Origin of the sequence: Methylomonas sp. TEB (genome assembly GCF_047777895.1) — a bacterium.
Taxonomy (GTDB): domain Bacteria; phylum Pseudomonadota; class Gammaproteobacteria; order Methylococcales; family Methylomonadaceae; genus Methylomonas.
Map to the genome: position 1 here is coordinate 1800771 of NZ_CP180476.1, position 20268 is coordinate 1821038.

General features: G+C 54.9%; 16 protein-coding genes. 4 read left to right on the top strand and 12 right to left on the bottom strand.

The window, feature by feature from the left end; genetic code table 11:
• Positions 1 to 73 precede the first annotated feature (73 nt).
• From ACMXD4_RS08145 to ACMXD4_RS08195, 11 genes are all read right to left on the bottom strand, one after another.
• Positions 74 to 619, bottom strand: coding sequence for a HugZ family protein (locus ACMXD4_RS08145; protein WP_415880428.1), 546 nt, complete (start codon positions 617 to 619; stop codon positions 74 to 76).
• 68 nt (positions 620 to 687) lie between these two features.
• Positions 688 to 1689, bottom strand: a complete 1002-nt coding sequence (locus ACMXD4_RS08150) for a ChuX/HutX family heme-like substrate-binding protein (RefSeq protein WP_415880429.1) — start codon at positions 1687 to 1689, stop codon at positions 688 to 690.
• A 121-nt stretch (positions 1690 to 1810) separates the two neighbouring features.
• Positions 1811 to 2542: a VPLPA-CTERM sorting domain-containing protein gene (locus ACMXD4_RS08155; RefSeq protein ID WP_415880430.1), complete on the bottom strand. Its 732-nt coding sequence runs from the start codon at positions 2540 to 2542 to the stop codon at positions 1811 to 1813.
• A 146-nt stretch (positions 2543 to 2688) separates the two neighbouring features.
• Positions 2689 to 2934, bottom strand: a complete 246-nt coding sequence (locus ACMXD4_RS08160; protein ID WP_101055249.1) for a hypothetical protein — start codon at positions 2932 to 2934, stop codon at positions 2689 to 2691.
• Between the two features lie 14 nt (positions 2935 to 2948).
• Positions 2949 to 5285, bottom strand: a complete 2337-nt coding sequence (locus ACMXD4_RS08165) for a TonB-dependent hemoglobin/transferrin/lactoferrin family receptor (protein ID WP_415880431.1) — start codon at positions 5283 to 5285, stop codon at positions 2949 to 2951.
• A 468-nt stretch (positions 5286 to 5753) separates the two neighbouring features.
• Positions 5754 to 6176 (bottom strand): ExbD/TolR family protein, encoded by a 423-nt coding sequence (locus tag ACMXD4_RS08170; protein ID WP_415880432.1) that lies wholly within the window; start codon positions 6174 to 6176, stop codon positions 5754 to 5756.
• Positions 6176 to 6916, bottom strand: a complete 741-nt coding sequence (locus ACMXD4_RS08175; protein WP_415880433.1) for a MotA/TolQ/ExbB proton channel family protein — start codon at positions 6914 to 6916, stop codon at positions 6176 to 6178. The genes ACMXD4_RS08170 and ACMXD4_RS08175 overlap by 1 nt, the downstream gene beginning before the upstream one ends.
• Positions 6917 to 6919: 3 nt before the next feature.
• On the bottom strand, positions 6920 to 7705 hold the full coding sequence (locus ACMXD4_RS08180) for an energy transducer TonB (protein WP_415880434.1): 786 nt from the start codon (positions 7703 to 7705) through the stop codon (positions 6920 to 6922).
• Positions 7706 to 7787: 82 nt separating this feature from the next.
• Positions 7788 to 7979 (bottom strand): hemin uptake protein HemP, encoded by a 192-nt coding sequence (gene hemP / locus ACMXD4_RS08185; protein WP_415880435.1) that lies wholly within the window; start codon positions 7977 to 7979, stop codon positions 7788 to 7790.
• Between the two features lie 37 nt (positions 7980 to 8016).
• Positions 8017 to 8298, bottom strand: a complete 282-nt coding sequence (locus ACMXD4_RS08190) for a hypothetical protein (protein WP_240618122.1) — start codon at positions 8296 to 8298, stop codon at positions 8017 to 8019.
• Between the two features lie 320 nt (positions 8299 to 8618).
• Positions 8619 to 9494 (bottom strand): LysR substrate-binding domain-containing protein, encoded by an 876-nt coding sequence (locus ACMXD4_RS08195; protein WP_415880436.1) that lies wholly within the window; start codon positions 9492 to 9494, stop codon positions 8619 to 8621.
• 284 nt (positions 9495 to 9778) lie between these two features.
• On the opposite strand from ACMXD4_RS08195, the gene katG reads away from it, so the two are divergent.
• The gene (katG, locus tag ACMXD4_RS08200; RefSeq protein ID WP_415880437.1) at positions 9779 to 12001 is read left to right on the top strand and encodes a catalase/peroxidase HPI; all 2223 of its coding nucleotides are present in this window, start codon (positions 9779 to 9781) and stop codon (positions 11999 to 12001) included.
• A gap of 314 nt (positions 12002 to 12315) precedes the next feature.
• Here katG and ACMXD4_RS08205 read toward each other — a convergent pair whose 3' ends face one another.
• Positions 12316 to 12966, bottom strand: a complete 651-nt coding sequence (locus ACMXD4_RS08205; RefSeq protein WP_415880438.1) for a DUF2076 domain-containing protein — start codon at positions 12964 to 12966, stop codon at positions 12316 to 12318.
• 548 nt (positions 12967 to 13514) lie between these two features.
• On the opposite strand from ACMXD4_RS08205, the gene ACMXD4_RS08210 reads away from it, so the two are divergent.
• From ACMXD4_RS08210 to ACMXD4_RS08220, 3 genes are all read left to right on the top strand, one after another.
• Positions 13515 to 16100, top strand: a complete 2586-nt coding sequence (locus ACMXD4_RS08210) for an EAL domain-containing protein (RefSeq protein WP_415880439.1) — start codon at positions 13515 to 13517, stop codon at positions 16098 to 16100.
• Between the two features lie 118 nt (positions 16101 to 16218).
• A complete protein-coding gene (locus tag ACMXD4_RS08215) occupies positions 16219 to 16848 on the top strand; it encodes a biliverdin-producing heme oxygenase (RefSeq protein ID WP_171695889.1) in 630 nt (209 codons plus the stop codon).
• A gap of 24 nt (positions 16849 to 16872) precedes the next feature.
• Positions 16873 to 20130 carry an EAL domain-containing protein gene (locus ACMXD4_RS08220; protein WP_415880440.1) on the top strand — a complete coding sequence of 1086 codons (3258 nt, stop codon included), beginning with the start codon at positions 16873 to 16875 and terminating at the stop codon, positions 20128 to 20130.
• Positions 20131 to 20268: the final 138 nt, after the last annotated feature.

Here is a 20268-nt window from a genome sequence, read left to right on the forward strand (position 1 = left end):
AAAGTCGGCGCTAATCGCGACCAAGTGCATCCCTACCGAATGCCTAGCCTCCGCGCATTACCTGGTTTTGCAATTAAGCCGGGGCATCGGCTTCCGCTTCGGCCTTCCGCTGTTTATGCCCGACGTCATTGACGTGGCGGATTTGCCCCAAATCGTCGCCTTCTATCGAAAATGCCTTGGCAAAACCTTGCACGAAACTGCCGCGTTGCGGACGGATGCGAAACAGATGAAAGTCCTGCATTTTTTGTAGCTGTTTTATGAACGCGCCGAATTTTTCCTCGAATAAGCCCATGATGTAGGTGAAAGCTTCGGACTCGCGGTCGATTTCGCCGGCCGAGCAGTGATAGGTAACCCGTTGCCGGGCGAACAAATGCGCGGCTTTGTCTTCGTCCTCGACGAACAACAGACAAACCCGGCCGTTGTGCAACAGGTTTTGGGTGTGCGCCGACAGTTCGCTGACATACACGTAATAATGACCGTCGTGCCTCACGTAGGCGGCGTAACTGGCTTCGGGCTCCCCGGAAGCGCTGACCGTGGCCATTAGCGCGGAGGAAAATGTTTGCGGCAGCGCGGTATAGGCTGCTCTGACTTGTTCGAGATCGATGGTTTTCTGGTTCATGCGGGTTTCCTGATATGGCGTTATCGATAAAAGTATCGGTTTATGGGGTTGGGTATCGACGCAAAAGGCTAGGAACCTCCTGCAAGCGCCGAGGCTAGGAGCAAGTCGCGCCAAAAACCGTTTTCGCCGATGGTGTCGTCGTAACCGCCGAAGACGGAGGCGATGGTCTGCCGGTTTTGGCCGCGCACCAGCAGGCCGGTTAATGCGTGTTGCCGGTACCTAAGTTGGACGATGTCCGCGCCGGCCACGGCCATTTCGTTGAGGTGCAGATTAAAACGCTGATCCAGGATATTGAACCATGGTCCGGTAATCTTCAGGTTTTGAATAGGGCCGTCGTGCAGTTGCAGGGCGCCGGGATTGCCGACCAGCACTTGTATCGGCAACATCAGTGCCGCCAGTTGCTGCATGAACGCGCGTAGCGCCGGCATGCCGATCCGGCCGGTGACGGCAGCCTCGGAAGTGTCGGCCGGCAGCAGGCGCCGCCAGGATTCCGGCAACTCCGCGCATTGTTTAAGGTCGCCAAGCGGCGGATTAGGGCCATGCGCGGGCAATACCGGATTGGGCGACTGATCGTCGGCCCGAAAGATGTCGACCAAACGCCGGTACAGGCCGGCATCGGCATGTTCGGTCAAATAGATTTTGTGCACGGCCTCGCCGCCCGTGTCGAAAAATTGCAGGCTGTGGCGCGGGCCGAGATGGGTGTCCTCGGTCACGGCGAAACCCGAATGCCAAATACCGATCAATAGGCACAAGGCGATATGGTGTCCGGCTATCAGAATGGCGTCGCCGCAAGGGCGTATATCCTCGTAGAGCCCGGTGCTTTCTTGTACCGCGAAAGCGTTGCGGGTCAAGGCCATCACCGGCCCCAGTGTGCCGACCGCGCTTAGCAGCGCGGGCCAGTGTGCCCGCAATCGGATGACCCGATTGCCGCAGTCGGTTGCCAGCAGTTCGGCTTCGCTGACGCCCAACGTCGCCGCCGCATCGCGAATCCGCATATGCGGGTGATCGGCGCGCAGGTCTTGCCACGCTTGTTTTAAAGTGTCCGCAATCGATAAGGGTTGTTTAGTCATGGATTTTGCCATTACACTGAGCTCCGTTAAGTGAATATGCTGCGAATGTTCAGGGAAGCGCACCTTATGGACTTTGCAGCCGGGCCCTCGGCCTGGCTGCAAAGCGTTTACAGGCCGGCGCTTATGCCGCCAGGCCTTTTTTACGATTTAAACCCAGCAAGCCCATGAAGCCGGCGCCGAACAGCCATACCGCCGCGGGCAGCGGCACACTGGTTACCGGATCGGCGGCGGGACCGATGTCGATAGCCACTTGACCCAAACTCAAGCTATGTTCGGCGCTGCCAAACGAGAACAAATAATTGCTAGCCGGTCCGGATAAATCCCAATAAGCCAGGTATTGCACTAGCTCGACCGGGCCGAATGAGCTTTCGTAGTTGCCATCGTAGAAAGTTTGTGTCGTAAAGCTTGGGGCTACGCCATTCAGTAACAGGCTGGTGTAGTCCATTTGCACGCCCCAGGTTTCGAATTGCAACGCTGCTCTTAAGGGTTGGTTGTCGGTAGCACCGCTCAGTGAGGCCGTGAAATTCTCGACGACGCTGAAGCTGTACAAATTGCCCGATCCGGCCGCGAATGTGCCGGCGTTCCAGCGGATATTGGCGTCGGTGGTGCCGGCGCTGCCCACATCCGGGGCTGCGGTGCGGATGCCCGGATAAGAGTTATCCACGAAGCTGTCCCATTCCGCATACAGCGTGCCGGCATCGCCCCGGTTCCAGTTGCCCCAGGCGGCTTCGCTTGGGGTGTCGAAGCCGTAGCCGGCGGCGTAAGGGTCCGGGCCATTGGTCAAGTCAGCCGAAGCGCTGCCGGAAACGGCTAACAGGCCGGCGATTAAGGTCAGTTTTTGTGCAGTTTTCATGGTTGATTTCCTATGTAAATAAATTGACGCATCTCTTCACCGCGAAGACGATCCGTTGCTTTGGTCTAAAATAGCGTCCGCCGCTTCGGCCCCATGCCGGCTATCCGCGCAGGCCTTTGGCCTTTGCGGTGGCGGAGATTTAAAACTCAGTGCGGCTCGCGGCATTCCGGAAGTGCGTTGCCATCGCGATTGCCGTTCGGCGTGCCTTGCACCTGAAAGTCCAGCACGTAGCGGTACTGTTTGCCGCAATGGATGATCACTTCCTTTTGCCCGCGTTTTAACAAGCGCATTTCCATCCGCAATTCGCCGAAACCCTCGTGTTCCAGCAATTCGTCGAACAGCGTTTCCAGTTTTTTCCGGGCCTCTTTCTTGGCCCTGTAGCCCTTGGTCATCAGATTGTTCTCCGTCAAAAAGCCAGTTTTACCGTGACGCCGAGATTGCGTCCGGGACGCGAATAGCGGTCGGCCCAGTAGCGGGCGTCGGCGAAATTGCCCAGCGTGGTATGCGGGTCGCCGGCGCGGGTGTTGATGTCTTCCCAGTCGATGTATTTCTTATCCAGCAGGTTGAATACCCCGACATTGAACGAGAGATGCTTGCTGGCGTTGTAGTAGGCATTGAAATCGATGACGCCGTAACCGCTGGGCAGAAATAGGGCGTTAGCCGGCGCCGTAGCGGCGCGCTTGGCACCTACCAGGGTCAGGTTCAATTCCGTGCCCCACTCGCCGCCGGACTGGTCGTAGCGCAGTCCGACGACGGCTTTCATAGGGCTGATTTGTCTTAGGGCGTCGTCGTCATTGCGTTGGGTTTTTAGATTCATGCCTTCAGTAAAGGCACCGCTGAACAGCAGGCTGGTGCCCTGTAAATAGGGATTTAGCCAGTCCAGATAAAACCGGCTTTTAATTTCGATACCCTGAATGCGGATCGGGTCAGGGCTATTGATGTTTTGATAGGTGGTAAAACCCAACGGCGGACAGGCCGCGGTCGCCGGGTTGCAAATCACCGCGTTATAGATGAAGTGGTCGTAATCGTTACGAAACAGGCTTATGTCGAAACTCCCGGCAGCGCCCTGGCCGCGCAAACCCACTTCCGCGCCGACGCTGGTCTCCGGCTGAATGTTGTAATTGGGCAGGTTGGTGTATCCGCCGGTGATATTGGTAAAACCGAGATTGCTCTCGCTGAAGTTGGGGCCGCGAAAGCCATGCGCATACTGGCCGTGCACCGTGAATATCTCGTTGAGGTGCAGTAAGGCGCCGAATCTGGGTAAAAAGGCGTTGGCGTCGATGATGATGGGCATAACCGGATCGGCGCCTTCGGCAACCGCGCCCGCCGAAGCTTTTTCGAATAAATAATCGGATTTGGGCAATAAGCGGAAATATTCCCAACGGCCGCCGGGGATCAGCTCGATACGTTTGTTGAACAAGCCGATGTGGTCTTCGAGGTAAGCGCCTGCCTTGGTGACGGTGGAGAGCGGAAAGTCGCGGACCGGAAACTCATCCGGCGTCACGGTCTTGCTGATCCGGCCTTTGGGACAAATGTTATTGGGCCGTCCGGTGCGCGGGTTAACCGAGCCGCTGACGCAGGTGTAGCTGCCGTCGCGTTGTTGGACTATGGCGTTTTTACTGATCTGGCCGCCGTATTTCAGTGCATGCGCGGTCTCGCCTAAAACAAAGTTCTTTCCCAGTTGCAGTTCGCCGCCGAAGTCGTCGTTGGCAAAATCGAAAATCCGCTCGGTGAGGGTGTTGCCGTCCACGTTGGCGGTGCGATCTTGCAAAGTGACTTGCCCGGTAGCGGATTTTTGCGTGTAAAACTTCCAGAGCACAGCGTCGAACAGCGGCGTATCCAGATGCTTCAGGGTGTGATCCAGTGTCAGCCGCCAGCGCGATTGGGTATCGGTGGTGAGCATGCTGTTGACGTTGCGCAAGCTGATGTCGGCACCGCGCAGATACAAAGCGTCAATATCGGCTCGGCTGTCCAGCCATTCGCCGGTCAGGCGCAACACGTTGTCGTCGTTAAATCGGTACAGCAGCTTGGCTAGCAGGTTGTAGCCGCCGTTTTCTTGCGGGCTGGGCGTGGTGCGGCGGCCGTCGGCAAAATCCGCCGTGCCTTTATTATCGGTTTCGTTGCTTTGGTTGTGAGTGAATAGCGCCATGCTTTCCCAGCCGCCCCAGGCACCCGCCAATGTTGCGGTTTGCACGAAGCCGTTGTCGGTAGTGTTGTAATTCAGTTTCAGGCCGGTGTAGTAATCCTTGCCGAATACGTTCAAGTAATCGCGCGGGTCCTTGGTGACGAAGTTGACGGTACCGCCCATCGCATCGCCGCCGTAATACGCCGATCCCGAACCACGGACGATTTCCACGGCTTTTAAAGCATCCATGTCCACCGCATTACGATTGGCGCTGGCAAACGAGCCGATCCGAAAGGCTTCCGGCAGGCGCACGCCGTCGATTTGCATCAACACCCGGTTGCCGCCCAGGCCGCGGATGGTAAAGCCGCTGGCGCCGAAACGTTGCGGGTCGTTACCGACATTGACGCCGGGTTCGTAGCGGATCAAATCCTTGATATTGCGGACCATGCGTTGTTCGATGGTTGCTGCATCAATTGCCGACTCGGTACCGGGAACGGCTTTTGCCGGAGGATTGCCGTTTTTGGCTTTTACCGTAACGATTGCCAGTTCCACGTCCTCGGTTTCCTCGATATTACCTAGCGTGGCATCGTCGGCGGCGCTTACGGGCATCGCGCTCATCAGTAATAGCAGTGCGTAAATGATCGGTCCGGCGAGCAGACGGAAAGGGCTGATTTTCGATGTGATACAAACGGAGCGACGACCGGCTGAGCCACACAACAGGCAAGGACAGTAGTCCGCGCGCGGCGTGGCCGACCAAGGTCGAGCGCTTAAAGATAAAGGCATAGCGATTCCAACAGGCAGTGCAGTCTCAAATGCTGGCTGCCTGGCGCGAATGGCTAGGTGGCTGTTTTGTTTGGTTTTGTAATCGCGGTTGAAGCCGCTTTTACGGATAGGGTTCTTAAATTTAACGGGCTATTTACGGCCGGTTTCGGGGTGTCTGACGGCTAGGCCTCCCGCGCTTTGTTCGCCATTACAAATCGGCAATCCTTGCCTTGCCTACGTCAGACACCCCGAAACCGGCCGATATTTTTCCCGAGTTTGGTTTTGGCTTGCCGCTGTCGGCGGGAAAACCAAGACTTGCTTACATCACTTTTTTTCAGGCTCGGAGACGAAACCGATTTTACTGACCCCGGCCTTGGCCGCATCCGCCAGTGTTTCGGCGACGAAGTGGTACGGCACGTTTTGATCGGCGCGGATATGCAGTTCCGGCTGCTGCGGTGATTGGGCTATGTCCGCCAGGCGTTGATTCAAGACGGTATGATCGATTTGTTCCTGATTCCAGAATAATTTCCCCTCGCCATCTACCGACAGCGCCACCGGGTCGTCGCTGGGTTGTTGCGGTACGCTGCTGGCCTTGGGTAGGTCGATTTTCACCGCATGGGTCATCAGCGGGGCGGTGATCATGAAGATCACCAGCAGTACCAGCATTACGTCGATTAACGGAATCATGTTGATTTCGGCGACGGTGTGGCCACCGGCCTTGTTTTGATCGAAGCCGCCGAATGCCATTAGTGTTCTCCGTTGGCGTAGGCAAGTTCGACGCCGGCGATTGCGGCGGCTGGCGCGCTGGCGATGGTGGCGCCGGTGGTCAGGAACGCAAACAAATCGTGGGCGAAGCCGTCCAAGCGGGCTAACAACAAGCGATTGCTGCGCACGCAATCGTTATAGGCCAGTACCGTCGGAATTGCGACCGCCAAACCCAAACCGGTCATGATCAACGCTTCGCCGACCGGTCCGGCGATTTGATCCAAACCGCCCAATCCGCCTTGACCAATATTGACCAGGGCGTGGTAAACCCCCCAGACCGTGCCGAACAAGCCGATAAAGGGCGCGGTGCTGGCGATGGAAGCCAGCGCGGTCAAGCCCCACTCCAGTTGCGCGGTTTCCTCGTCGATGACCCTGCGCATCGAGCGGGTCAGAAACTCGGCAGTCGAGCCGGCCTGTTGCAGACCATGGCTACCGTGGCGGGCATGATGTTGCGAGGCGGCTAAGGCGTGGCGGGTCAGATTCGAGAAAGGGTCGGTTTGGGAGCCATCGGGTAGGTGTCCAGCTACCTCGCTCAGCGTATCGCTGGCCCAAAATTTTTGTAAAAACAGCTCGGCGCGACGGCGGACCTGGATGGCGTTCCAGGCCTTGACGACGATGAAATACCAGCTGGCCACCGACATGATGATCAGCAAGCTGAACAGGAAGGCGCCGACACTGTCGGTTTGCGCCAGGAAATGGTAGAGACTTTGATTGAGTGCCATGATTTATCCTTCGAGAGAGAATGAAACGGGAACCACGACCCAGGCGGAAACCACCTGTTCGCCGCGGCGGGCGGGGACGAAACGCCATTTTTGGACGGTTTCCTGGGCGGCTTGATCCAGGCGCTCGTAGCCGCTTGATTTACGTAGCGTGACTTGTTCGACCGCGCCGTCGGTATTGACCAGTACCCGCAACAACACCTTGCCTTGCTCGCCGAGTTGCCGCGATGCGCTGGGATAGGCTGGGGCCGGGTTGTTTAAGTAGTCGGCATTCAGGTTGGGCAAGGTCATCGGCACCGATGCGGCCTCGCTGGTGCTGGCTGAACTGGGTGACGGGGCAGGGGGTGCCGTAGTAGCCGCAGGTGCGGGTTCGGCACGCGGCGGCTCCGGCGTCGGCTCGGGTGTCGCGATTGCTGCCGGCGCATTGCTGGCGGTTGACAGCAGGCTTGGTTTTTTAACCGGTTTGGGTGGTGTTTTCGGTTTGCTGACGGCTTTTTCAACCGGTTGCTGGGCTTGCTGTACCGGCGGTTTGGCGGGGGCTTGCTGAGTTTGCGCGTCGCCGATCCACTGCACCATGATGGGTTGCGGCGGGGTGACGGGCTGCGGTTTCTCGCTGTTCGGCATCAGTCCGAACCACGCTAAATGCAGGCCGAGCGCGATGAGCAAGCCCAGGCCGCGTTCGTTATATTCGGCTTTTTGGATTGTGGCTATCGATCTATATGGCCCTTCGCTGGCTACGAGGCGCATGGGGGCCAGGCAGGCAAGCTGGCGGAAACTGGCGGTCGGTAACATACAGGCCTCTCGATTAACTGAGCTGAAAACGATTGGCTGGCTACCCTGGGGCTGGCTGGCTGGTGTTGTCGGGTGTTGCGGTTTATTTGGTCAAAATCAATTTACCGTTGCTGGTAATGCGCAGGCGGTACTCGTCGCCTTGATGTTCGATGACAATTTCGTTTTGGTTGCCGAACAATAAACGGCTATTCACCCGCTGCCTGGCTGGCGGTATTTCCGGCGGCGTGTCGGCGGTTGACGGACTAAGTCGCACTGGGTTGGACGGATTTTTCATAGGACTAAAAATGGTGACGAATAAATGCCAAACCCGCTCAATGCGCTGTTGCCGGTTGCTGGCGAGCCGCTTTTCGCTCTAATAACAGGTTGGTAACGGTTTGCCAGTGTTCCAGCAATTGCAGGTACATATCGCGGCTGGAGGCGCTATGTGCCAGTTCCGGGTGGCTTAGCAGGCGCCCCAATTGCTGCACGATGAGATGTGCCAACTTGGGGTTGTGATGGCCGTTGATGAATTGGGTCATTAACACGCAGGTCGCGGCATGAATTTGCGCCACATCGCGGCTTCTCGGCGCGCCGATAGAGTTGTCTTCAAACATGATGACCTCGGGTTGCATAAGTTATAAGTTAAATTGCCGCACACTGGATAACTTAGGAGGCTGTGCAGGTGCGGCAATGACAGCACGAGAGATGACTGTCGGATACAAATGATAATGATTATCATCTATATGTCAAGCAAAAGTATTTTGCTGTGGGTGGTTTGGGAATTTGTCGGGAAGCAATTGGCAGGGCCAACGGGGTGGGGAAGACGATAGAGGTGTTTTGTTTGTGGTAAATGATTTGAGAATATGACTGCAAATGGCAGCGGAAGTCGCCATCCTTGGTCAGGCTGATAGCGTGGCTTCGGCTTTTTGCAGCTTTAGGGCAGCGGTTTGTAAGCCAGTAGTCCGGCCAGCGTTTCCAGGAGTTCGCTACGGGGATGATTTTTGATCCAGACCAGCGCGATTTGCCGGCTGGGCCGCTGGCGGATGGTGATATAACGAATGTCATGATCGTCCGGCTGCACAGCGACCGAAGGCATCAACGTCACGCCGACGCCGTTTTTGACCATGAAACGCAAGGTTTCCAGGCTGGATGCCCGGAAGTCGTGCTCCACAAAGCGCGACGGATGGCATAATTTTAGTGCCTGATCCCGCAAACAATGGCCCTCGTCCAGCAACAGCAGATTTTCTTTGGCCACCGTGTTCAGGTCAATTTCTGCCTGCTCGGCAAGGGGGTGATCGGCGCACACCGCCAGGGTGAAAGGGTCTTCGAATAGGGTTCGACATTCCAAACTCGCCTGCTCGACAGGTAAGGCCAGCAAGGCAGCATCCAGCTTTTTGTCGAGCAGTAAGGTGACGAGCGCGTTGGTTTTTTCCTCGACCAGTTGCAGTTTCAGCTCGGGGTAATGCTGCTTGATGCGAAAGACGTATTCCGGCAATACGTAGCTTGCTAGTGAAGGAAAAGCCCCCAACGACAACATGTTGCGGTGCCGATCACTGGCGTGGGCGGCGATTTGGCGAATGGAGCGGGCATCGTCAAGTATACGGCGGGCGAGCGGTAAAATTTCCCGGCAAGTGTCGGTGGTTTCCACCGCATTTTTTTCGCGCAGGAATAAATCCACGCCTAAATAATCCTCAAGTTTCTTGATCTGCGTGCTCAACGTCGGCTGGCTAATCGAACAATGCTCAGCCGCTTGGCTGAAGTTCTTCAATTCCGCTACGGCCACTAGGTAGCTTAAATCTCGCAGGTTCATCGACTGTTATCCGCTGTTGAGTTAAGTGTTCCGAAATCGCATTCTGCCAGAATCATACCCGCTCGGAAGCGCCTATTATTGACTTGGCCTATCGGTCCATCGAATAAATCAATTTCAGTTTGCGGGCAATCTCCAGTTGAATATGTCCACCGAACCCGTTTTCTCTGAAGGAATAGGGTGCCGATGCAACTAAATGCCGCTACAGTTAATCCCATGCGGTCTTTAAAACGAAAAAACAACGGCTGGTTTTTATCTTAAATCACAACAAGGAACAGAGGTGCACCATGACAAGCAAACAAATTTTCCTGGCTTCCACATTGGCACTAGCCATATCAGCGGCATTGATCGCCACACCGGTGCAGGCCGAGCCGGAACCGACCATGAACAGCTTCTGGTGGCCGGAGCAACTGAATCTGCAACCGTTGCGCCAGAACGCCGCCGAATCCAACCCCTTGGGCAAAGCCTTCAATTATGCCGAGCAATTCAAAACCCTGGACTTGAAAACCGTGAAAGCAGACATCGCCGGCGTGCTGCACACCTCCCAACCTTGGTGGCCGGCGGATTACGGCAACTACGGGCCGTTTTTCATTCGCATGGCCTGGCATAGTGCCGGCGTCTATCGGATTTTCGATGGCCGCGGCGGCGCGTCCGGCGGTCAGCAACGCTTCGAGCCGCTCAACAGCTGGCCGGACAATGTCAATCTGGATAAAGCCCGCCGCCTGTTGTGGCCGGTCAAACAAAAGTACGGCGCCAAACTATCCTGGGCTGACCTGATGGTGCTGGCAGGTAATGTGGCCTTGGAAGATATGGGCTTCAAAACTCTGGGGTTTGCCGGTGGCCGCGCCGATGATTGGGAAGCTGAAGTGGTCAATTGGGGCACGGAAAAGAAATTTCTGGCCGATGAGCGCCACGACGGTAAAGGTGAGTTGGCGAAGCCCTTGGCGGCGGTGCAAATGGGCTTGATTTACGTCAACCCCGAAGGCCCTGGCGGTAATCCTGACCCATTGGCAGCCGCCAAACATATCCGCGAAGCATTCGGCCGGATGGCGATGAACGACGAGGAAACCGTGGCGCTGATCGCCGGCGGCCATACCTTCGGCAAGGCGCACGGTGCGCATAAACCCGACGAATGCGTGGGCAAAGAACCGGCCGCTGCCGGCATTGAAGAGCAAGGCTTAGGCTGGGCGAATAAATGCGGTGCCGGCAACGGCGTCGATACCGTCAGTAGCGGCCTGGAAGGCGCTTGGTCGACCAACCCCACCCGCTGGACCCACGACTATCTGACCTGGCTATACACCTTCGAGTGGCAACAAAGCAAAAGCCCGGCCGGTGCCACGCAATGGATACCTAAAGACGGCAAAGGCGACAACTTTGTACCGGATGCGCACGACCAGAGCAAACGCCACCCGCCGATCATGTTTACCACCGATATTGCCTTGAAAATGGACCCGGATTACCAAAAAATTTCCAAACGCTTTTTGGATAATCCAAAAGAATTCGAGGCGGCCTTCGCCAAGGCCTGGTTCAAGCTGACCCACCGCGACATGGGGCCCAAAGCCCGCTATGTCGGTGCGGAAGTGCCAGCCGAAGACTTCATCTGGCAGGATCCGATTCCGAAAGCCGATCATAAACTGATTGACGCCAAGGATGCCGGCAAGTTGAAATCAGCCATCTTGGCCGCGGATCTTACGATTCCCGAGTTGGTGAAAACGGCCTGGGCGTCCGCAGTCACGTTTCGCGGCACCGATATGCGCGGCGGCGCCAATGGTGCGCGGATTCGGTTAGCGCCGCAAAAAGACTGGGAGGTCAATGATCCCGCCGAACTGGCCAAAGTGCTGGTAAAACTGGAAGCTGTGCAAACCGAATTCAACCGCTCCTTGAAAGGCGGTAAAAAAGTGTCGCTGGCCGATGTGATCGTGCTGGGCGGTTCGGCAGCGGTGGAGGAGGCGGCCAAAAAAGCCGGTTATAAGGTGCAAGTGCCGTTCAAACCGGGGCGGATGGATGCGGCGCAAGAGCAAACCGACGTCAATTCTGTCGCGGTGTTGGAGCCCAAAGCTGACGGTTTCCGAAATTACTTTGGCAAAGATAATGCGCATTCTCCGGCGGAAATGCTGGTCGAACGCGCGAATTTTCTGACCTTGAGCGTGCCGGAAATGACGGTGCTGGTGGGCGGCATGCGGGCTTTGGATGCGAACGCCGGCCATGCCAAACACGGGGTGTTCACCAGTCGTCCGGGCACGCTCAGCAACGATTTCTTCGTTAATCTGCTCGATATGTCCACGAAATGGACCAAGTCAGCTAGCGAAGGCATTTACGAAGGACGGGACCGGGCCAGCGATCAAGTTAAATGGACTGCTACACCAGTGGATTTGATCTTCGGTTCCCACTCCGAGCTACGGGCGGTGGCGGAAGTCTATGCCTCGGCGGATGGCAAGGAAAAGTTCGTGCAGGATTTTGCCTATGCCTGGGCCAAAGTGATGGAACTAGATCGATTTGATAAACGCTGAGCTTGGCTTGCAAGGTACCCAATTTGGCCGAACTTGGGTCAAGTTGGCTGCCTTGCTCAAAAATGCCTTTCATCGTCAACTTATTAACCCGGTCCTAGTTGTCACGGGTATGCTGTTTGGGCTGAGCCCGTCAAAGCAGTGGCCGCTGTGTTCTTCGATGGGGGGAACGGTATTTCTGCGTCGGGTTAATACCAGGCTGGTGGCAAGCCGCAAACACCTCGGCTTGTGCCCAGTGGTGCCAGGGTCCCACACAGAGAAAAGTCAAAAAAAAGGGCAGTGCAAAGACTGCCCAAAGAGGGAGAACTCAAGGTGAATCAAATCCAGTCGGAATCGTCGCTGTCGTCCGGCACGCTGTAGTCTGCGTCGCTAAGTGAAAAATCGTCACTATTATCCAAGTTGGCTTGCTGGATGGCATCGTCGCCGTAATAGTTGTTAACTACTGTTTGTTCCTGTACGCCGCTGTGTTCGCCCATTGCTTGCTGGCCCCAGGCGCTGGAGCCGTGATGACCCATCAGACTTTCGATGCCTTGGAACAAAAACGAACCGGCGACGACGCCCGCTGCCGTGGTTGCGACATTACCTAAAAAACTACCGCCGGAGCCACCACCGAAGAAGCCGGGCGCTTGCGCGGGAGCGGCGCCGCGCGGCATTTGATAATTACCGGCACCGGGCACCGCTCCGCTATTGTTGGCAGGTTGAGCCCACGGATCGTTGCCCAGGAACCCGCTACGTTGTGGGTTTGCACCGGCTTGCAATTGATTTTGCAACTCGGCGATTTGTGCTTTAGCCGCAGTCAAAGCTTGATCCTGCAACAAGGCGCGTTGCACCAGCAGATAAGCGGCATCGGGTTGTTTGGCCACCGCATCTCTAATCAACGCTTCGGCCTCGGCGTCTTTTTGCGTGAGCTTTACTTCGTTCAGTTGATTCAGAAACTGGCTGAGCTGGTTGCGTTCCTGTGAATTCATTCAATAACTCCTATCGTGAAGATATAACCCGGCTAAACGCCGGCATGGGCAAAGACTGCAAAATCGCTGCAAAGTTTCTTTAACAGTTGGGTGTGGTTTAGGAAGTTTCAATAGTCCGGGTGAAATAGTTGATGATGTAAATTGCTTCTTTCTAGCGGCAAAGGGCAACGTATTCAATCACTGCCGGTCATTTTCCAACGGCGCGATAGACTATGCTCCGGCGCCTGGCGCTGCAATTGCTGCTTTATCTTTGGCATTGCAAATTTCGGAATATGGGTTCCCGCACTTTCCGGGAAAGGGTCGGGGGTAGGGCATCATAAAACCAAAATTGTAAGGGCGGTGACTAGGTCGCGGTTAAAGCAGCCAGCCAAAAACAGCATTGCCTGTTAGTCCGGTTAGCGTACAATCCAGAATGCTTCGCTAGTCGTTTCAAACCCACTTCAGTCGTTAGTTAGTAGCCGGCCGCTAAATCATACGTGATCAGTAACCCGAACAAACAAGCAGCAATTCAAGCGGCACAGCTTCGACAACTGTTTGCAGCAAGCAATGTGTCATTGATCAGCAGTACGCTACTGGCGGCTATTTTGGCTTATATGCAGCGCGACATGATTGCGGCTCATGTGGTGCTCAGTTGGTTGACGCTGATTGTGTTGGTGGCGGTTTCCCGCACTTTGCTGGTCAAGGCTTATCGGTCCGCCGCGCCGGAAGTGGGCGAAAGCACTCGGTTCTGGATGAAAAGGTTTCGGATTGGGGTGCTGGCCGTGGGCTTGGTGTGGGGAGCGGCCGGTTTTCTGATGTTCCCGGCCAACAGTTCGCAGCACCAACTCTTTTTGGTTTTCATGCTGGCAGGCTTGTCCGCCGGCGGCGTGGTGGCTTTTTCCGCCGATCTGCTTAGTGCGGTGCTATTTTCTTTGAGCTCGCTGCTGCCCATCATTGTCCGCTTGTTCATGTCCGGCAATGGGTTGTTTGTGGCGATGAGCGTGGCAGGGTTTTTATACCTGTGCTTCATGGTGATCAGCTTGCGTCGTATCAATCGAAGCATCACCGAGAATATTGTCTTGCATCTCGACGCGGCGGAAAGAGAAGAGGCCATGCGTATCAGCGAGCAGCGCTATCGCTTGTTGCTGAAACATTCGCCCATCGGAATTTTTCATTACGACACCGACCTGATCGTCACTTACTGCAACGAACCGTTTGCCGCTATTTTGCAGAATACCGTCGATAACGTGGTCGGATTGGATATTAAGGGTTTTAACGACGGTTCAATACTTGCCGCTTTGCATCAGGCGTTGAACGGTGAAAAGGTGAGTTATGAAGGCAATTTCAGGCCGGCGCCGGATGCCGCCGGCATAGTGATAGACATGAGCTGCGCGCCGTCCCGCGACGGCGCCGGCAAGATTGTTGGCGGTATTGCGATTATTCGGGACATCAGCGAGCGTAAACAGGCGGAAGAAATGCTGCGTATCAGCGCCATCGCCTTCGAATCGCAGGCGGCGATGATCGTCACCTCCCCGGACGCGATAATCCTGCGGGTGAATCGAGCTTTTACCGCGCTGACCGGCTACGAAGCGCAAGAAGTAATGGGGCAAACGCCGCAGATGCTCAACTCCGGTCGGCACGACAAGGGGTTTTTTACCGCCATGTGGACTTCATTACAGGAAACCGGCCACTGGCAAGGTGAAATCTGGAATCGGCATAAGAATGGCCTGATTGTTGCGCAATGGCTGACCATTGCCGCCGTAGTCGCGCCCGATGGCCGCATTACTCATTACGTCGGTACATTTTCGGATATTACCGAGAACAAGGACGCGGTGGCGGAAATCCACCGTTTGGCCTATTACGATCCTTTAACCCATTTGCCTAACCGGCGTTTGCTGCAAGACCGCTTGGGCCAGGAGTTGGTTGCCGGCGCCCGCAACGGCTTGTATGGCGCCATCCTGTTCTTGGACCTGGATAACTTCAAGACGCTTAACGACACGCGCGGCCATGAGGCCGGTGACCAATTATTGATAGAGGTGGCGCGGCGTTTACGTACTAGCGTGCGCGAATGCGACATCGTCGGCCGTCTGGGTGGGGATGAGTTTTTGGTGTTGCTCTCAGATTTGAGCGCCGATGTCGAGCTTGCCGCCATGCAAACCAAGCAAGTCGGCGAAAAATTGCTGGATGCGTTGGCTCATCCTTATGACATAAACGGCTATGAGTTCCATTGTTCGGCCAGTATCGGCATTCGCTTGTACCGTGATCACGAGCTTGCGGAGGACCTACTCCGGCACGCCGATCTTGCTATGTATCAAGCCAAAATGGCCGGGCGTAATGCTGTGCGTTTCTTCGACCCGAGCATGCAGGCGCTGGCGACTGCCCGAGCCGAGTTGGAAAAAGATCTGCGCCTTGCGCTGTCTCAAAATCAGTTCAAGCTGTATTTTCAAGCGCAGATCTACCGAAACCACCAAGTAGTGGGCGCCGAGGCGCTGTTGCGTTGGCAGCATCCGCAACGCGGCTTGGTGTCGCCGTTGGAGTTTATTGCCTTGGCGGAAAAAACTAGTTTGATTTTGCCGATTGGCCAATGCGTGTTGGAAGCCGCTTGCACGCAACTGAAGCAGTGGGAGCAGCATGCGCGTTCGCGGCAATTTCGGCTAGCCGTTAATGTCAGTGCGCGCCAGTTTAGAGCGGCGGATTTTGTCGAGCAGGTGCGGCGGACGCTGGATAGCCATGGCGTTAACCCGGACTTGCTGGAACTGGAACTGACCGAAAGTCTGGTCCTTGAGAATATCAACGACACCATCTCTAAAATGCACGCGCTCCGAGAGATGGGCGTGCGCTTTTCGTTGGACGACTTCGGGACCGGATACTCGTCGTTTTCCTATCTGACGCAGTTGCCGTTCGACCAGTTAAAAATTGACCGTTCCTTTGTGCATAACATCGGTATCAAAACCAGTGATGCGGTGATCGTGCAAACCATCATCGGCATGGCCCATAATCTGGGGATAGAAGTCATTGCCGAAGGCGTCGAAACCGAAGCGCAGCGCTTGTTTCTGGAACAGCACGGCTGCCACGCCTGTCAGGGGTTTTTGTTCAGCAAGCCGGTGCCGATAGACGAGTTTATGGCCTGGAGTCGGCGTTTGCCCAAGTGCTAACCCAGCCTGTCAATGTAGCCGCTCCGGCTATCAGGCATGCACCTGGCCTTTCGCGGAATTGTTGGTATATTCCTGTTTACTGCCATTTTTTTCTAAATTGGCTTTGCCGGGGCTCCGAATGAAATCGTCCGATACACATCCGCACAATTCCCGGCTGGCAGTCCGCGAGGCGTTAAAAGGCGCAAGCAATGACTATCACAACCGCTTAAATCAGCACAGTTTGCTGGTCGGAATCACCCAACCAGACTATTCGCTGGCTAAATACCGAAAGCTGCTGTCCGCTTACTACCATCTCTATCAGGCTTTGGAACAGCGGTTAATTGCCTTTCAGTCTTCTCAAGACTGTCAATTCGACTATTCTCAACGCCTTAAGCTGCCTTGGATTTGCCGCGATTTGGCGTTTTTGGGGATAGACCCGCTTAAGGAATGCAACATGGCGCAAAATCTGCCGGCACCGCAGGTAGCCAGCATGGGTGAATATACCGGGGTTTTATACGTGATAGAGGGATCGATGTTGGGTGGACAGCTTATTTCGCGTAGCCTTGAGGCCTACCACGGTTTAAATGGCGAAGCCGGCGCTTGCTTTTTCCGCGGTTATGGTCAGAACACCGGGCCTATGTGGCAAGATTTTCTGCGGTTTGCGGAAAACCTTGCCGGTGACGATGACCAGCGTTCGGCTGCCGAGCACGCGGCCTGCCAAACTTTTCAATTTTTTATTCAGGTGTTGGATGATTATGCCTATTCGTAAGTTACACGTTCTCCGCCCGGTCTAATGGATGATATTGATCAACAGGCGTTGCAACAGGCCCTGGAAAAGTGCGCGGCAGAACCCATTCACCAAATCGGGCAGATTCAGCCGCATGGCGCCTTGTTGGTTTTGAGCGCTGATCGGCCTTACACGGTATTGCAGGCCAGTGCCAACGTTAGCGAATTTTTCAGCGAAGTGACCGGCGAGGTGTGCCGCAAACCGCTTCAGGAACTGGTCGGCGAAAAAATTACCGGACAAATCGAGCAAATGTTTCAATCGGCGCAGCGTAAAAATACGGCCGCCGGGAAACTCAGCATTCCTCAACGCCGCGGCTCTCTTGAGCTACAGGCCCACGCTTATGTCAGTGACGGGCTATTTGTGTTGGAGCTTGTGCCTGATCACGACGCCGACCAGGAAGGGCGATTGTCAGAATTGCTGATGGAAATGCAGGAGTCATTACTGCGATACGACGCGAATAGCGATTTCTCGCGCTATTTCGATGATGTCGCGCTGTTGGTGCGGCGGATGAGCGGCTACGATAGCGTGATGATCTATCGGTTTGACTCTAATTGGAACGGTCAAGTGATCAGCCAAAATAGCGTGGATCATGCGCCATCCTACCTTGGGTTGCACTTTCCGGCCAGTGACATTCCGCCACAAGCGCGGCGGCTTTACACGAGTAATCTGGTACGCTTGGTTGCCGATATTGATGCCGAGCCGGTGCCCATTTTACCTGGCCTCAATCCCGTAACCGAGCGGCCGTTGGATATGAGTTACTCGGCGTTGCGTTGCCTGTCGCCGATACATATCCAGTATTTGCGCAATATCGGTGTGCAGGGGTCGATGGTGATTTCTTTGCTGCAAAACGGCCGATTGTGGGGATTGATAGCTTGTCATCACTTCACGGCAAAACGTGTGTCGATTGCCCAACGCGAAGCGGTGACGTTTATAAGCCGGATGGTGTCGTCGAAATTATCCTCGATTGAGGCCTTGGAGCAGTACGACTGCGTTGCCAGCGCTAACCATGTGATCGGTGAGTTGCTGAATTATATTTTTACCGATCACGAGCAACGGGTCCTGCAAAGGTTACTACCGCCATTGATGGCGTTGCTGGATGCAACCGGGATATTAGCTGTGGTGGAAGGTAAGCGGCATGTTTACGGCGAGGTGTTGAAGCCTGCAGATCTAGGGGCATTATTGCTCTGGCTGGGCCAACAAGCCAGCGGCCAGATATTTAGTTCTGATCATCTTGCCAATGATTTTGTACCGGCAGAAAAATACCAGGAAATAGCCTCAGGGATATTGACCACACCGCTGCCCGGCGATATGCGCAATGTCATAGTTTGGTTCAGACAGGAAAAGCCGCGCACCGTAAGCTGGGCGGGCAAGGCCGAGAAAGGCTTGGTGATGGACAAAAGCGGAAACTACCAACTGACACCGCGTAAGTCATTTGAAATGTGGACGGAATTATGGCGGGGTCGCAGCGAGCCTTGGTCGCGTGTGCAAATTGACATTGCCGGGATGTTGGCGATGACCTTGCCTGAGGGCCTGGCACAAAAAAGCCGGTTGGAGCACGCGCTGAGACAGCAGCAGTTATTGGACGCTGAGCTGCGGATTGCCGCTACCGCTTTCGAGTCGCAGGAAGGCATCGTGGTTTTGGACGAGAATCGCTTGATACTGCGGGTAAACCAGGCGTTTACCCGTATTACCGGTTACCTCAGCGAGGAAGTAGTAGGCAAGAATCCGCGGGTATTGGAATTGGATTTGCAGGGTCTGGTCTATTACGAGGAGATGTGGGAAAGGGTCAATAACTCAGGGGTCTGGGAAGGTGAGATTTCTAGTAAACGCAAGGACGGTGCGGTGTTTCCCATGCATTTGGCCGTCAGTACGGTGAAAGACCCGACGGGTTGCATTAAAAATTATGTGGCCACGTTTGTAGATATTACCTCGATTAAAGCCGCTGCCGAGGAAATTGAGCGCTTGGCGTTTTATGACCCGTTGACCGGTTTGCCGAATCGCCGATTACTGCAAGATCGTTTGAAACGAGCGCTGATTGCCAGTGCGCGTAGCGGGCGGGAGGGGGCCATCCTGTTTATCGATTTGGACAATTTCAAAACCTTAAACGACACCCTCGGTCACGACATGGGCGATCTATTGTTGCAATTGGTGGCACAACGTTTGGTGGCCTGCGTGCGCGAAGGCGACACGGTTTCGCGACTGGGCGGGGACGAATTTGTGGTGATGTTGACGGATCTGAGCGATGAAATGCTGGATGCCGGTGCACAGACCGAAGTAATAGCGAATAAAATCCTTACTGCCTTGACGCAAACCTACCGGCTTGCCGACCACGAATATCGCAATTCGCCCAGTATCGGCGCCGTGTTATTCAACGACCATGATTCGGACATCGAGAGCTTGCTGAAACAAGCCGATATTGCCATGTACCAGGCCAAAAAAGCCGGGCGGAATACCATACGTTTCTTCGACCCTGCGATGCAGGCCAGTATCAATGCGCGGGTCAAATTGGAGGCGGATTTACACGGTGCTTTAGCGAATAAGCAATTCCAACTGTATTATCAGCCGCAAGTCTCGCAGGGTTTGGATATTATCGGTGCTGAAGTCTTAATCCGTTTTCAACATCCCGAACGCGGCTTGATTTCACCGGCTGAGTTTATACCTTTGGCCGAGGATATTGGTCTGATTGTGCCGATAGGGCGTTGGGTACTGGAAACAGTTTGCCGACAACTGAAGATTTGGGAAAGCAGCACACATACTCAACATTTGCAACTGGCTGCAAATGTCAGTGCGCGGCAGTTTAGGCAAACTGATTTCGTCGACGTGGTGCGGCAAATCATTCGAGAGAGCGATATCAATCCCAATCGCTTGAAGTTGGAGTTAACTGAAAGTCTGGTGCTCGACGATATTGATGAGACCATCCGCAAAATGCATGCGTTAAGGGAAATTGGCGTGCGTTTTTCAATGGATGATTTCGGTACCGGGAATTCCTCGTTATCTAATCTTAGAAAACTGCCTATCGATCAATTGAAGATTGATCAAAGCTTTGTAAGAGATATTTCTATCGATCCAGACGATACCGTGATCGTCCAAACGATTATTGCAATGGCCAATAATTTGGGGTTGGACGTGATAGCTGAAGGGGTGGAAACCGAAGAGCAACGTAGTTTTCTGGAAAACCATGGCTGCCATACATTTCAAGGCTATCTCTACAGTAAACCCTTACCGTTAGATAGCTTTGAACGCTTGTTACCCTCAGGGGGTTGAACAAGTTTAGCCCGCCGGCGGATGTGATTAGAGCTTCCGTAATGCTGGCTTCTTTGATTTTGGTTTTGCGGCGAGTCTAACCATCATTCCTAGAGTCGGACCTGGCATAAGCCGGTCAAAAAATTCCCACAGCAAATA

What these genes read in the sequence shown, in the direction of transcription:
- ACMXD4_RS08170 (WP_415880432.1), bottom strand. Translation starts at nt 6,176, where the DNA reads ATGGCATTCGGCGGCTTCGATCAAAACAAGGCCGGTGGCCACACCGTC.
- ACMXD4_RS08160 (WP_101055249.1), bottom strand. Translation starts at nt 2,934, where the DNA reads ATGACCAAGGGCTACAGGGCCAAGAAAGAGGCCCGGAAAAAACTGGAA.
- ACMXD4_RS08145 (WP_415880428.1), bottom strand. Translation starts at nt 619, where the DNA reads ATGAACCAGAAAACCATCGATCTCGAACAAGTCAGAGCAGCCTATACC.
- ACMXD4_RS08220 (WP_415880440.1), top strand. Translation starts at nt 16,873, where the DNA reads ATGGATGATATTGATCAACAGGCGTTGCAACAGGCCCTGGAAAAGTGC.
- ACMXD4_RS08165 (WP_415880431.1), bottom strand. Translation starts at nt 5,285, where the DNA reads ATGAGCGCGATGCCCGTAAGCGCCGCCGACGATGCCACGCTAGGTAAT.
- ACMXD4_RS08190 (WP_240618122.1), bottom strand. Translation starts at nt 8,298, where the DNA reads ATGTTTGAAGACAACTCTATCGGCGCGCCGAGAAGCCGCGATGTGGCG.
- hemP (WP_415880435.1), bottom strand. Translation starts at nt 7,979, where the DNA reads ATGAAAAATCCGTCCAACCCAGTGCGACTTAGTCCGTCAACCGCCGAC.
- ACMXD4_RS08180 (WP_415880434.1), bottom strand. Translation starts at nt 7,705, where the DNA reads ATGTTACCGACCGCCAGTTTCCGCCAGCTTGCCTGCCTGGCCCCCATG.
- ACMXD4_RS08215 (WP_171695889.1), top strand. Translation starts at nt 16,219, where the DNA reads ATGAAATCGTCCGATACACATCCGCACAATTCCCGGCTGGCAGTCCGC.
- ACMXD4_RS08155 (WP_415880430.1), bottom strand. Translation starts at nt 2,542, where the DNA reads ATGAAAACTGCACAAAAACTGACCTTAATCGCCGGCCTGTTAGCCGTT.
- ACMXD4_RS08175 (WP_415880433.1), bottom strand. Translation starts at nt 6,916, where the DNA reads ATGGCACTCAATCAAAGTCTCTACCATTTCCTGGCGCAAACCGACAGT.
- katG (WP_415880437.1), top strand. Translation starts at nt 9,779, where the DNA reads ATGACAAGCAAACAAATTTTCCTGGCTTCCACATTGGCACTAGCCATA.
- ACMXD4_RS08205 (WP_415880438.1), bottom strand. Translation starts at nt 12,966, where the DNA reads ATGAATTCACAGGAACGCAACCAGCTCAGCCAGTTTCTGAATCAACTG.
- ACMXD4_RS08195 (WP_415880436.1), bottom strand. Translation starts at nt 9,494, where the DNA reads ATGAACCTGCGAGATTTAAGCTACCTAGTGGCCGTAGCGGAATTGAAG.
- ACMXD4_RS08150 (WP_415880429.1), bottom strand. Translation starts at nt 1,689, where the DNA reads ATGACTAAACAACCCTTATCGATTGCGGACACTTTAAAACAAGCGTGG.